14 protein-coding genes are annotated in these 12716 nt (G+C 66.8%); 6 read left to right on the top strand and 8 right to left on the bottom strand.

Annotation, left to right across the window (positions count from 1 at the left end; all coding sequences use genetic code 11):
- Positions 1-728: 5-deoxy-glucuronate isomerase (gene iolB / locus KDJ86_RS08135; RefSeq protein WP_291744620.1), on the bottom strand; the 728-nt coding region annotated here is incomplete at its 3' end.
- A gap of 48 nt (positions 729-776) precedes the next feature.
- Complete coding sequence (locus KDJ86_RS08140) at positions 777-2723, bottom strand: bifunctional 5-dehydro-2-deoxygluconokinase/5-dehydro-2-deoxyphosphogluconate aldolase (RefSeq protein ID WP_291744621.1); 1947 nt, start codon at positions 2721-2723, stop codon at positions 777-779.
- A 116-nt stretch (positions 2724-2839) separates the two neighbouring features.
- Between KDJ86_RS08140 and iolG the strand changes: the two genes are divergently transcribed.
- Positions 2840-3826 (top strand): inositol 2-dehydrogenase, encoded by a 987-nt coding sequence (gene iolG / locus KDJ86_RS08145; protein ID WP_291744622.1) that lies wholly within the window; start codon positions 2840-2842, stop codon positions 3824-3826.
- 11 nt (positions 3827-3837) lie between these two features.
- Here the strand turns inward: iolG and KDJ86_RS08150 are convergent, their stop codons facing one another.
- Positions 3838-5169 carry a metallophosphoesterase family protein gene (locus KDJ86_RS08150; RefSeq protein ID WP_291744623.1) on the bottom strand — a complete coding sequence of 444 codons (1332 nt, stop codon included), beginning with the start codon at positions 5167-5169 and terminating at the stop codon, positions 3838-3840.
- Positions 5162-6007, bottom strand: coding sequence for a MurR/RpiR family transcriptional regulator (locus tag KDJ86_RS08155; RefSeq protein WP_291744624.1), 846 nt, complete (start codon positions 6005-6007; stop codon positions 5162-5164). Before KDJ86_RS08155 ends, KDJ86_RS08150 begins: the two co-directional genes overlap by 8 nt.
- A 215-nt stretch (positions 6008-6222) precedes the next feature.
- Here KDJ86_RS08155 and KDJ86_RS08160 point away from each other — a divergent pair, with 215 nt between their 5' ends.
- Entirely contained in the window at positions 6223-7080 is an 858-nt protein-coding gene (locus KDJ86_RS08160) for an amidohydrolase family protein (protein ID WP_291744625.1), read from the top strand.
- A gap of 12 nt (positions 7081-7092) precedes the next feature.
- Here the strand turns inward: KDJ86_RS08160 and KDJ86_RS08165 are convergent, their stop codons facing one another.
- The 3 genes from KDJ86_RS08165 to KDJ86_RS08175 are packed head-to-tail and all read right to left on the bottom strand — an operon-like array spanning position 7093 to position 8589.
- Positions 7093-7893 carry a sulfite exporter TauE/SafE family protein gene (locus KDJ86_RS08165; RefSeq protein WP_291744626.1) on the bottom strand — a complete coding sequence of 267 codons (801 nt, stop codon included), beginning with the start codon at positions 7891-7893 and terminating at the stop codon, positions 7093-7095.
- Positions 7894-7918: 25 nt separating this feature from the next.
- Entirely contained in the window at positions 7919-8236 is a 318-nt protein-coding gene (locus KDJ86_RS08170; RefSeq protein ID WP_291744627.1) for a rhodanese-like domain-containing protein, read from the bottom strand.
- A gap of 2 nt (positions 8237-8238) precedes the next feature.
- On the bottom strand, positions 8239-8589 hold the full coding sequence (locus KDJ86_RS08175) for an ArsR/SmtB family transcription factor (RefSeq protein WP_291744628.1): 351 nt from the start codon (positions 8587-8589) through the stop codon (positions 8239-8241).
- Positions 8590-8671: 82 nt separating this feature from the next.
- Here KDJ86_RS08175 and KDJ86_RS08180 point away from each other — a divergent pair, with 82 nt between their 5' ends.
- The 4 genes from KDJ86_RS08180 to KDJ86_RS08195 all read left to right on the top strand — a co-directional run bounded on the left by KDJ86_RS08180 (position 8672) and on the right by KDJ86_RS08195 (position 11537).
- On the top strand, positions 8672-9541 hold the full coding sequence (locus tag KDJ86_RS08180; protein ID WP_291744629.1) for an MBL fold metallo-hydrolase: 870 nt from the start codon (positions 8672-8674) through the stop codon (positions 9539-9541).
- Between the two features lie 74 nt (positions 9542-9615).
- Positions 9616-9948 carry a GYD domain-containing protein gene (locus KDJ86_RS08185; RefSeq protein WP_291744630.1) on the top strand — a complete coding sequence of 111 codons (333 nt, stop codon included), beginning with the start codon at positions 9616-9618 and terminating at the stop codon, positions 9946-9948.
- Positions 9949-9975: 27 nt separating this feature from the next.
- Complete coding sequence (locus KDJ86_RS08190) at positions 9976-11013, top strand: sodium:calcium antiporter (protein ID WP_291744631.1); 1038 nt, start codon at positions 9976-9978, stop codon at positions 11011-11013.
- A gap of 92 nt (positions 11014-11105) precedes the next feature.
- Positions 11106-11537 carry a DUF1489 family protein gene (locus KDJ86_RS08195; protein ID WP_291744632.1) on the top strand — a complete coding sequence of 144 codons (432 nt, stop codon included), beginning with the start codon at positions 11106-11108 and terminating at the stop codon, positions 11535-11537.
- A gap of 201 nt (positions 11538-11738) precedes the next feature.
- Here KDJ86_RS08195 and panC read toward each other — a convergent pair whose 3' ends face one another.
- Positions 11739-12599 (bottom strand): pantoate--beta-alanine ligase, encoded by an 861-nt coding sequence (gene panC, locus KDJ86_RS08200; protein ID WP_291744633.1) that lies wholly within the window; start codon positions 12597-12599, stop codon positions 11739-11741.
- Positions 12600-12716 lie beyond the last annotated feature (117 nt).

Raw genomic sequence — 12716 nt, forward strand, 5'->3', positions numbered from 1 at the left:
AGGTAGTAGAGGTCGTAGCCGTGGAGGGTGGCGCAGGGGTGGTAGCCGCGCGGCACCAGCGTCGCGTCGCCGTCCTCGATGGTCATCGCCTCGTCGAGCGAGCGGTCGTCGGTATAGACGCGCTGGAAGCCGAAGCCCTGCGGCGGGTCGAGGCGGTGGTAGTAGACCTCCTCCAGCCGGGTCTCCTCGGGGAAGGCGTCGCGGTCGTGCTTGTGGGGCGGATAGCTCGACGCATTGCCGGCCGGGGTGATGACCTCGACGACGAGAAGGCTGTCCGCCGGGTCGGTCTCGTTGATGATGTCGGTGACGTAGCGGACGTTGTTGCCCTTGCCGCGGGTCATCACCTCGCGGCTGTCGGGGGCGATGACGCGGGGCGGATGGCCGCCGGGCGCGCCGGGGGCGGAGCAGGCCGCGACCTCAAGGTCGGTGACGGCGGTGAGCGACCACTCCGAACCGGCCGGGACATAGAGGGACCAGGGCCTGCCGTCGAAGACGGTCATCCGCTCGCCGAGGACGCCGAAATCCTCGCCCGCCGCGAAGGCCTTGCCACGGCCCGTGACGAAGACGAGGCAGACCTCGCGATCGCCGGTTCCCATCGAGACGGTCTCGCCGGCGGCCAGCTTGTGGAGATCGAAGCCGACATAGTCCCAGCCGGCGGTCTCGGGCGTGATGTGGAGCGTGCGCTTGAGGCTGTCCGGCGCGCCTTGGCGCAGATGAAGATGTGACATGGTCGCTGGTCCTCCCGATGACCGGTCTGACGCAATGGCCGGCGGGTTTCAAGCCGTCTGGCTGTCGCGGAGCTGCTGCCAGGTGGCAACGAGATCGTTGAAGCCGGCCGCCATAGTGGCGATCGCGGCCTCGTCGCCGATCGTGCCGGCCAGCCATTTCTCCGCGCAGTCGCTGAAGATGGTGCGGCCGACGGCGAAGCCCTTGACGATGTTGAAATCCGCGGCGCGGGCGAAGGCCTCGCGAAGCGCCGCGGCCGGCGCCTCGAGGCCGAGCAGGACGATACCCCGGCACCAGGGATCCGCCCCGGCGATGACGGTCTCGATCGCCGCCCAGGCATCGGAGGTCGGTTGGGCCTCGAGCTTCCACCAGTCCGGCTTGATGCCGGCGGCGTAGATCGCCGAGAGGATCGAGGCGGTGGTGTCGCCGGCGAGCGGCGCCTGTTTCGAGGAGATCACCTCGACAAGCAGTTCGAGCTGGTTGGTACGGGCGGCGTCGTAGAGGGTGCGGAGCGTCTCGATCTGCTCGGTCATCAGCGCCGCGTCGTCGTCCGGGCTCATGAAGGCGAGGCACTTGACCGTGTGGGTCACCGGCCATTCGGCGAGACGGCCGCCGATGTCCTGGGTGAACTCGAAGCGGAGCGGACGCGAGCCCGGCTGCTCGACCGGCCGGCCGACCCACAGAGGATGCGAGGCGGCATCGGCCATCGCGTCGCGGCCATAGGTCTCGTCGAGCAGAATGCCGAAGCCGGGGCGGCCGTCGGCGACTTGTGCCGTCGCGGCGACGGCGAGCGATTTGAAGGCCGATATCCGCTCACGCGGCGCACCGAGCCGATCGGCGACCGCTTCGAGCTGCGCCCGGTGGTCGATCGCCAGCGCCATCAGCGTTTCGCGCCGGGGACGCCGGGTCGTCGCCCAGTGGATGTGGTTGAGCATCGGATCGTGGCGGAGCGCGTGATGCTCGCTGCCGTGTTCGAGGAACCAGTTGAGCTCCTGCCAGGTCGGGTATTCCGGCGAACAGAGGAGGCGGGAGACCGCGAAGGCGCCGCAGGCATTGGCCCATGTGGCGGCGGTCTCGATCGGCTCGTCGCGGAGCCAGCCGCGCAGGAAGCCGGCCATGAAGGCGTCACCGGCGCCGAGGACGTTGTGGACCTCGATCGGAAAGCCGCGGCCGACGATGCCGGTATCGAGGTCGTCGGGAATGGCGCCGGCATAGACGACGCAGCCCATCGGCCCGCGCTTCAGGACAATCGTCGCATCCGACAGCGAGCGGACCGTGCGGAGCGCGGAGAGCACGTCGCCGCCTCCGGCGATGCGGACCTCCTCCTCGGTGCCGACGATGAGGTCGCAATGGGGAAGGACGGTCTGGAGATGCGCGGAGACGCTGTCGGAGGCGATGAAGCGCTCGTCGCCGGCGGCGTGGCCGGCAAGCCCCCAGAGGTTGGGGCGATAGTCGATGTCGAACACCACCCTGCGGCCCGCCGCGCGGGCGATCTCCATCGCCCGGAACTGGGCGGCCGCGACATTGTCTTGTGAGAAATGCGTGCCTGTGACGACCAGCGCCTTCGCCGACCTTATGAGCTCCGGATCGATGTCGTCTTCGCTCAGCGCCATGTCGGCGCAATTCTCGCGCACGAAGAGGAGGGGGAAGCTGCTGTCGTTCTCGACCGAAAGCAGGACGAGGGCGGAGAGGCGGTCGCGGTCGATCTTGACGCCGTCGACGACGACGCCTTCGCGGACAAGCTGCTCGCGGATGAAGCGCCCCATCTGCTCGTCGCCGACCCCGGTGACCAGGGCCGAGCGGAGACCGAGCCGGGCGGCGCCGATCGCGATATTGGCCGGGCAGCCGCCAACCGACTTGGCGAAGGAGGAGACGTCCTCGAGCCTGGAGCCGATCTGCTTGCCGTAGAGGTCGACGGACGAGCGTCCGACGGTGACGACGTCAAGGGTTGGCTCCGGCCACGATTCCGGCCCCGACCCTCGCCCAGACTCTGGCATTGAGCATCTCCCGGATTATCATTGGACAGCGATATCGCCGCTGACTACAAATGAAACATGGGTTCCAAAGGAACGTCAATTCAGAATTTTTGTTCCATCTCTGGGAGGAGACAAGCATGGTCCGCTTCGGACTTCTGGGCGCCGGTCGTATCGGCAAGCTTCACGGCGGCAACATCGCAGCGTCGCCGGACGCCGAACTGGTGGCGGTCGCCGACGTGGTGACCGAAGCCGCGGACGCCCTGGCCGCGGTGACCGGCGCGGAAGCGCGCAGCGCCGACGACATCATCGGGGCTTCCGATATCGACGCCGTCCTGATCGGAACCTCGACCGACACCCATGCCGATTTCATCGAGCAGGCGGTGCGGGCAGGCAAGGCTGTGCTTTGCGAGAAGCCGGTCGACCTCGATGCCGGGCGGATCGAGACCTGCCTCGAGGTGGTCGAGGCCTCGGGCAAGCCGCTGATGGTCGGTTTCAACCGGCGTTTCGACCCGAACTTCGCCGCGCTGAAGAAGCGCCTCGACGATGGCGCGGTCGGCGCGGTCGAGATGGTGACGATCGTCTCGCGCGATCCCGGTCCGCCGCCGATCGCCTACATCGAGCGGTCGGGCGGGCTCTACCGGGACATGATGATCCACGATTTCGACCTGGCGCGCTTTCTCCTCGGCGAGGAGCCGGTCGAGGTCCATGCCGTCGGCTCGGTGCTCGTCGATCCGCAGATCGGCAAGGCCGGCGACGTCGACACGGCCATGGTGATGCTGCGCACGGCGTCGGGCAAGCTCTGCCAGATCTCCTGCTCGCGGCGGGCGACCTACGGCTACGACCAGCGGATCGAGGTCCACGGCTCGGGCGGGATGATCCGCGCCGGCAATCTCCACGAGACGACGGTCGAGGTGGCGAACGCCAAAGGCTTCACCTACGACCCGGTGCTGAACTTCTTCCTCGAGCGCTATACGCCGGCCTACCGGCTGGAGCTTGCCGCCTTCATCGACGCGGTCGAGAACGGGACGCCGCCGTCGCCCTCGGGCCGCGACGGGCTGATGGCGCAGCGCCTCGCCGACGCGGCGACCATGGCGCGGGAGACCGGTCAGCCGGTCAAGGTATAGCCGGCTGGCCGTCAGCTTCGACCGGAAAGGGTCGTCCTCGCCGGGATGGGTCGCGGGGCCGGGGGCTTCCGCCCGAAGGTGAGGATGCGCTGAAGCCAGCCAAGCTCGCGTTCGGGCGTCTTCGGCCGGTCGACATAGTGGATGGCGATCTCGCCATTCTCCTCCGCGATGTGGAAGTAGTTCAGCCGGAAGGACGGGTAGTAGACCGCCGGCAGGTAGCCGAAGCGCACCGGAACGCGGTGCAGGATCTTCAGCCAGGTCCCCATGTTGGCGATGACCCGGCCATCCTCCTCGATGAGGAAGGCGTCGTGGGTATGGCCGAACAGGTAGACCGCCGTCTCGGGATGCTCGGCGAAGACCTGGCGCGCACGGGCGAGATAGACGTCGCTGCCGAGGCCCTCGATCGACTCGACGCCGCCGAAGCTCAGCCTGAAGCGGGAGAGGGTGCGCTTGATGTCGTGGAGGACGACGGCGCCCGGTATCGCCATCACCAGCATGAAGAACAGGATCATCATGTTCACGGCGATGATCGCGACGAAGATGTTGCCGACGAAGCCGAGCGAGCGGACGAAGGGATTGCGCAGGATGTAGTTGGCGTCGATCAGCCCGGCGCGGCGGGCAAGCTCGGCGACGAGCGCGATTGCGGCGACGGTGATGAGCAGCAGGAAGACGCTGATCACGCCACGCACCACCCAGGCCATCTCGCGGTAGAAATAATTGGATACCACCCAGTCCGGAATCTGGTCGGTTGCGACCGAGCGGATGTCCTTCAGCCAGTTGCCGCGGCCGAATTCCGAATGACGGCTGGTGCCGGCGACGATGGTCTCGGTGATGTAATAGCCGACGGGGAGGGCGTAGCGATTGCCGTAGTCCGGCGAGGCGTTGAAGGGATCGGCCTGCTGCCCATGCTCGATCCAGATCGTCCGGCCGAGCATCTGGCGCTTGAGGCTGATCGACGTGTCGAGATGGAGGTTGTATCGCGCCAGCCGCTCGGCGAAGGCCGGGTCGCAGGCGAGGTCATAGTCGTGGTTGCCGACCATGACGGTGATCCTGATCCGCTCGCCGGTCGCCTTGAGCTGATCGAAGATCGCCTGGTGATGGCGGACGATCTCGTCGAACCTGGCAATGCCTTCGACGGTGGTCAATTCCCAGAAGCCGAAGGTGTCACCGCCGATGATCAGCTCGCTATCGGTGCCTTTGTCCTCCAGCGCCCTGAGGAAGGCGATGAACTCGGCGGCGAAGTCGCAGTGCTGCAAGGCGCCGTCGCCGCCGAGGTGGAGGTCGCTGAGGAAGTAATAGTCAGGCGCCGCGCGCCCGGCCTCCGACGCGGCGGCCTCAGCCACGGGCTTCGCGCCGCGCACCGGCGGCGACGGCCAGCGCCATGGCGAGCGCCAGCGTTGCCGACAGCGAACGGAAGCCGGCAAAGTCCGCCTCGACGACTTCGAGCTGGATCGTCGCGTTGGACGAGAGAGGCGAAAAGGGGCTGTCGGTGATGGCAATGACCGGGACGCCGCGCTCCGCGGCGCGGGTTGTCAGCTCGACGGTGATCGGTGCATAGGGCGAGAAGCTGACGGCGACGAGGACGTCCTTGGCGGTCGCGCCGATCAATTGCTCCGGTCCAAGCGCCGCGACATTGTCGATGAGCACGGCCCTGCAGCCGATCTTGGCGAGCGCATAGGCGAGATAGGAGGAAACCGGGAAGACCCGGCGAAGGCCGATCAGATAGATCGTGTCGGCCTCGGCCAGCAGTGTCGCCGCCCTGTCGATCTCGGCGGTCGAGACGGTGTGGCGCAGCCGGTCGATCGATGCGATGGCGGTCTCGGCGAAACCGTCGAGGAGGCCGCTGGTTCCGTCGCGCCGGTCGTTGACCCGGTCGCCGATCCGCGCCAGGCGCTCCCGGTAATCCGGCCAATGGGACTTGAGCTGGGCGCGGAAGACGTCCTGGAGATCGGTGAAGCCGGCATAGCCGAGGGTCTGGGCGAAGCGGATCAGGGTCGACGGCTGGACCTTGGCCTGGGCGGCGACGCTGGCAACGGTTCCGAAAGCCACTTCGTCCGGATTCTCGAGCGCGAATGCGGCGACCTGAACCAGCCGGCGCGGGAGGCTCTCCCGGCGCGAGATCAGAAGATCCTTCAGGCCGTCAAAATCCCGCGGCGGTTCTTCGCTGGTTCTCGTGCTCATGGCCGCACTATACTAGACCGGCGGGGTTTTGCGCCCCGCCCGCCTTGATATCAGGTTTTCGCCAACCGTCAGCCACCGAAGCAGGTGTCGACAGCCTCCGCGCGCAGGCGTCGAGACCGGCGTTCCAATATGGAAATGAATTTGCGGCCAGGCAGGCGACGCGGGGGCCATTGACGGCTAAGGTCTCCTGCCGAAACGCAGCGGGGATAGATTGCATGCCAGACTTTCCGATCATCGACGCCCATGTCCACATCTACGATCCGGCCGATATCAGCTTCGCCTGGATGGCTGACGTGCCGTTGCTCAACAAGCCGCATCTGCCGCCCTACTATCTGGAGCGGTCGGCGCCGGTCACCGTCGACGGGCTGGTCTTCGTCGAGGTCGATGCCACCCTCGGCCAGCATGTCGACGAGGCGCTGTGGGTCAGCGAGACCGCCAAGCAGGAGCCGCTGATCCAGGCGATCGTCGCCTCGGTTCCGATGGAGCGGGGGCCGGTCGCGGTCGAGGCGGACATCGCCGCGATCGCCAAGCTGCCGCTCGCCCGCGGCATCCGCCGCCTCATCCAGAACCATGTCGACGAGCCGGGCTGGTGCCTGCAGCCGGGTTTCGTCGAGGCGGTCAAGCTGCTGCCGAACTACGACCTGACCTTCGACATCTGCATCTATCACCCGCAGATGGCCGACGCGATCGAACTGGTGCGGCGCTGCCCGGAGGTGAGCTTCATCCTCGATCATATCGGCAAGCCGGGAATACGCGACGGCATCCGCGAACCGTGGTGGAGCCAGATGCGGGAGCTCGCCTCGCTGCCGAACGTGATGTGCAAGGTCTCGGGCGTCGCGACCGAAGCCGATCACCGGAACTGGACCTATGATCAGCTGGCGCCTTACGTCGCCCATACCATCGAGTGCTTTGGCTTCGACCGGGTCGCCTTCGGCGGCGACTGGCCGGTGGCCGAGCTCGCGATCCGCTATGCGGAATGGGTGGCGGTGGTCGACCGGGTCACGGAGGGCGCCAGCGAGTCGGACCTCAGGAAGCTCTATCGCGACAACGCGATCAGATTCTATCGGATGTGAGCAGGGGAGGCCCTAGATGAGGGCCTCAACGCCGCGCCAGACGACATAGATGCCGACAATCACGACGATGGCCGCGAAGGCATATGAGAGGCCGGGCTTCTTGGCGGCGAGGGCCTTGGAGGCGGCAACGCCGCCGATGCCACCGATCGCGCCGCCGATGATCAACAGCAGGGCGATCCACCAGTCGACGAGGCCGGACAGTGAATAGTTGGCGGCGGTCGTCAGGCCGAAGGTGGTGACCGAGAGAAGCGACGAGCCGACCGCGTTGAGCAGCGGCATGCCGGTCGAGAAAACGAGGCCGGGCACGATCAGGAAGCCGCCGCCTATACCGAAAAAGCCGGCCAGGAAGCCGACTCCGAGGGCTACCGGCACGATACGGGGGAGGAGCGTACGCGCCGAGGCCCGGTCAAGCCGGACCGCCGGTTGACCGATCTCGGCGGGCTTCCTGGCGAAGGACAGCCCGACCGCGATCATCACCACCCCGAACAGGGCAAGCAGGCTCTGGCCGTCGATCGCCTTGCCGACGGTCGAACCGATCGCCGCGCCGAGGATGCCGAAGACGGCAAAGGCGATGGCGCACCGGAACTTGACGTTGCCCGACCGGAAGTGGGTGACGAGATTGACGGCCGCGCTGACCGCGACGGCGAAGGCGCTGGTGCCGATCGCCACATGCGGGTCCTTGACCCCGACGACATAGACGAGGAGCGGCACGGCGAGAACCGAACCGCCGCCGCCGACCAGGCCGAGCGAGAATCCCACGGCGCCACCGGACAGCAGGGCGAGACTGTCCTGCAGGAGGGTCAGTTCAGACATCGCATATGCCCGGGATCGAGGACGGTCAGCCCCGCTGGGTGGGATAGCCGGCGCGTTTCCAGGCCATGATGCCGCCGGTCATGCAATAGGCGTCATTGTCGGTGAGCGCCGCGAGCGCCGCCGAATTACGCGTGGTCCGGGCGCCGGATGCGCAGAGGAAGATCGTCGGACCATCGGGGAGGTTGGCCGGGCCGCCGCGCGCGAGGACGGAGAGGGGAAGCTCGATGGCACCCGGAATCCGCTCCGAAGCGGTTTCGTTCGGCTCGCGCACGTCGACGAGGATCGCCGTTTCGTCGAGGAGCGCGTGCGCCTCGTTGACCGAGATATCCTTGAGCAGTCGCATGGCTATTTTCCTTGGTTGGGGGGAGGAGGGCCGCAATAGATGTCCTTGAGGGTCATCAGCAGTCGGGAAGCGACGGGATCGGCAATCGCGTAGTGGAGGGCCTGCCCCTCGCGACGGAAGCCGACGATGCCGCTTTCGCGCATCAGCGACAGGTGCTGCGAAAGCGCCGACTGGCTGAGGCCGACCGCCTCCGCCAGCTCACCGACGGTCATCTCACCGGCCCGGGCGAGCTCGCACAGCACCAGAAGGCGCCGCTCGTTGGCGAGAAGCTTGAGCAGTCGCGCGGCCTCGCCCGCCTGATCGGCAAGGGCATGGATGTCGGCGGAAGCCGGAAGGCCGGATGTCTGTTCCATCGGTTTGTCCATTAGCGTTGACTAAATTAGAATATACTAATATATATGTCAAGAACGATCCCGACCCGATGGAGGATTACCGATGACGACCAGCGCGAAGCCCGTTGTCCGCGCGTTCTTCGATGAGCCGACCAACACCGCCAGCTACCTGGTGTCCGACCCGGTCACCAAGCGGGCGGCGGTGATCGACCCGGTGCTCGACTACGACCAGCGGACCGGCAAGGCCTCGACCAAATCGGCCGACGCGATTCTGGAGGCGGCGGAAGAGGACGGCCTGACGATCGACTGGATTCTCGAGACCCATGCCCATGCCGACCACCTCACCGCCGCGCCTTACATGAAGCTGAAGACCGGCGCCCAGGTGGGCATTGGCGAGCATATCCGCGAGGTGCAGAAGATCTTTCGGCCGGTCTTCAACGCGACCGACGTCTCCGGCGACGGCAGCGAGTTCGACCGTCTCCTCTCGGAAGGCGAGCATTTCCAGATCGGCGGGCTGGATGTCGGCGTGCTTCACACGCCCGGACATACGCCGGCCTGCGTCTCCTACGTGATCGGCGATTGCGTCTTCGTCGGCGATACGCTGTTCATGCCGGACTACGGGACGGCGCGGGCGGATTTTCCCGGCGGCAGTGCGCGGACGCTCTACCACTCGATCCAGAAGCTGCTCGCCCTGCCGGACGCGACCCGGCTCTTCGTCTGCCACGACTACAAGCCGGAAGGCCGGGACGACTATGCCTGGGAGACGACGATCGGCGAGGAGCGCAGGAATACGCATCTCAGCGGCAAGACCGAGGACGAGTTCGTCGCCATGCGCGAAGCGCGCGACAAGGATCTCGCGGCGCCGCTCCTGCTGCTGCCCTCGATCCAGACCAACATCCGGGCCGGCCGGCTGCCGCCGACCGAGTCGAATGGCGTGTCCTACATCAAGATCCCGGTGAAAGTCGCGTCTTAGGTGTTGTTCAGGAATGTCGGATAGTCTGCATCTCCACGCCGCGTCACGCGCGGCAACGAGATGCGGAGTGCAGGATGATCTTCATTACCCAGGGCCGATATACCGAGCACGCGATGGAAGGGATGCTGGCGAAGCCGGAAGACCGGACGCCGGCCCTCAACCAGCTGCTGGAAAGGGCAGGCGCCCGGCTGATCGACGCTTACTGGACGATGGGCGAAAGCGACTTCCTCGTCATCGTCGAAGCGGAGAACGAGCACGAATGGATGAAGGTCCTGGCGCTGACGGCGTCGACCGGTGGCCTTTGCGATCTCAAGACGATGGTGGCGATCTCGACCGCCGACGGCAAGAAGGCCTTTGAGGGTGCAAAGGCGCTGAAGGAGTCGTTTCATCCGGCCGGCGAGGATTAGGCGACCGGCGGCGGGGATGCGGCCACGATGATCGATTTTCGAGGCCTGCCGCTTCCGGTCAATCTGGTTGTCCTGCTGGTCTCGGCCGCGATTGTCTGGGGGGCGGGGACGCGGCTTGCCCGCATCGTCGATGCGATCTCCGAGCGGACCGGGCTCGGCCGCGCCTTCGCCGGCTTCCTGCTTCTCGGTGGCGTGACCTCGCTGCCGGAACTCGCCACGGTGATCACCGCGGCGCATGCCGGACACGCGAACCTGGCGCTGAGCAGCATCCTCGGCAGCGTCTCGACCAACGTCCTGCTTCTGGCCTTTGCCGATGCGGTCCTCGGGCGCGACGCGCTGACGTCGGTCGTCGCCCATCCGGCGACCCTGCTCCAGGGCACACTCGGCATCCTGCTGCTCGGCGTGGTGTCGGCGGCGATCATCGTCGGCGAGGTCGACCTCTTCGGTCTCGGGCTCTGGTCGGCGTCACTGGTGCCGCTTTTCGGCCTCGCGGTATGGCTGACCTCGCGATACGAGAACCGCCCGACCTGGATCGTGGCCGAAGCGGCGCCGCTGCCCGGTCTCGTGCCGGCGGAGCCGGAAGAGCTGCGCCTCGGCCTCCGCGACCTGATGATCAGCGGGACGGTGGCGGGTGTCGTCATCCTGGTGGCCGGCTATCTGCTGGCCGAGACCGGCGATGCGGTCGCCGTGCAGACCGGGATCGGCGAGAACATGGTCGGTTTCGTGCTGATCGGCCTTGCCACGTCGCTTCCCGAAATCAGCTCGATGGTCGGCGCGGTCCGCATCCATCGCTATGAGCTGGCGATCGGCGACATTTTCGGCACCAACCTGTTCGATCTCCTGCTGATCCCGGTCGCGGATATCGTCTACCGCCACGGCCCGATCCTGGCTGAGGCCGGACGCTTCGAATCCATCGCGCTGCTGCTCGGGATCATCCTGACCGCGATCTATGTCGTCGGGCTGCTGGATCGCCGCAACCAGACGATCCTGCGGATGGGATACGATTCCCTGGCCGCGATCATCGTCTTCGCCGGCGGGATCGTCATGCTCGCCTTCATCGGGTGACGTTCTTCGCGCGACGCGCGCGGTCCCATGCAATTGTGGAAAAGCCGGTCCGATGATTTGACCCGGGCGCCGCGGACGCCGACGCTGTCGCCATGACCCTGCATCTCATCAAGCTGTGCGTCGGCTGCGATTCCATCGACGACCTTGCCGAATGGATCGATTACCGGGTGGCGGAGGCCCGCAAGGCCGGCCGCAAGCCGCAGCATTTCCATATCACCAGGATGGTGCCGAAGCAGGCGTCCGATCTGCTCGACGGCGGCTCGCTCTACTGGGTGATCAAGGGCAATGTCCAGGTCCGCCAGCGGCTCATGGACATCGAGACATTCGCCGACGAGGAGGGCATCCGCCGCTGCCGGCTGGCGCTCGAGCCCAGGCTCGTGCCGACCGAATGGCAGCCGCGCCGTCCGTTCCAGGGCTGGCGCTACCTCGAGCCGAAGGACGCGCCGCCGGACCTCGGCAAGGCGCGCGAGGGCGCGCTGCCGCCGGAGCTCGCGGCCGAACTCGCCGAGCTTGGGGTGCGCTAGGCGGGGCGAAACCCGGCCGCCACTTCGAGGGGAGGCGGACGCGCTTCCGGGTCTTGCGTCCTTCGAGGCTCGGGCTTCGCCCGAGCACCTCAGGATGGCATAAGCAATTGTTTCAAATAACAGACAAAGCCATGCTGAGGTGCGCGCAACAGCGCACCTCGAAGCACGCAATATGCGTCCGATACCCGCCGTATCCGAAACTCACACCGCGATATTGTCGATGAGGCGGGTCCGGCCGAGCGTCGCCGCCGCGAGCAGGCGGAGCGGTTCACACGCGGGATCGGCGACGGGCGCGAGGGTATCGGCGTTGCGCAATTCGACATAGTCGACCGCGAAGCCGCCTGCCGCGAGCGTATCGCGGGCCGTTGCCAGGGCGGTGGCGGGATCGTCCCCGGCCAGGACGGCGCCGGCGACCGCCCGAAGCGTCGCCTGGAGGAGCGGAGCGGTCGCCCGTTCCGCTTCGGAGAGGTAGGCGTTGCGCGAGGAGAGGGCGAGGCCGTCCGGCTCACGGACGGTGGGCAGGCCCTCGATCGCAACCGGAATCCCGAGATCGGTGACCATGCGGCGGATGACCAGGAGCTGCTGATAGTCCTTCTCTCCGAAGATCGCGATGTCCGGCTGGGTGGCGAGCAGGAGCTTGGCCACCACCGTGGCGACCCCCTGGAAATGGGTCGGGCGGAAATCGGCTTCGAGGCCGAGCGCCGGACCTTCGAGGGAGACCGTCGTCGCGAAGCCTTCCGGGTACATCTCCTCCGTCGACGGCATGAAGACCGCGTCGACGCCGAGCTCCGCGAGCTTCGCCAGATCGCCGGCGTGGTCGCGCGGATAGCTGGAGAAATCCTCGGCCGGCCCGAACTGGGTCGGATTGACGAAGATCGAGACGACCACCGTGTCGGCGCGCTTCGCCGCGGCCCGCACCAGCGCGAGATGGCCTTCGTGCAGCGCGCCCATGGTCGGGACGAGCGCCGAGGTCAATCCCTTGCTCCGCCATTCGAAGGATCGCAGGCGGGCGCGGTCGACGGTCGGGTCGATCCGGGGTGAGGCGGGGGCGTTGAGGGTCATCTCATGTCGATCTGTCGGGGCTCAAGCGCCGGCGAGGCTAGCAGAGGCCCCGGTCATGGCAAATCCGGGTAACGTATGAAATCTGTTGACCAATTCTTCGCGTTTTCCCGGCAGTCT

It is taken from the genome of Bauldia sp., from assembly GCF_020442045.1.
Classification (GTDB): domain Bacteria; phylum Pseudomonadota; class Alphaproteobacteria; order Rhizobiales; family Kaistiaceae; genus Bauldia.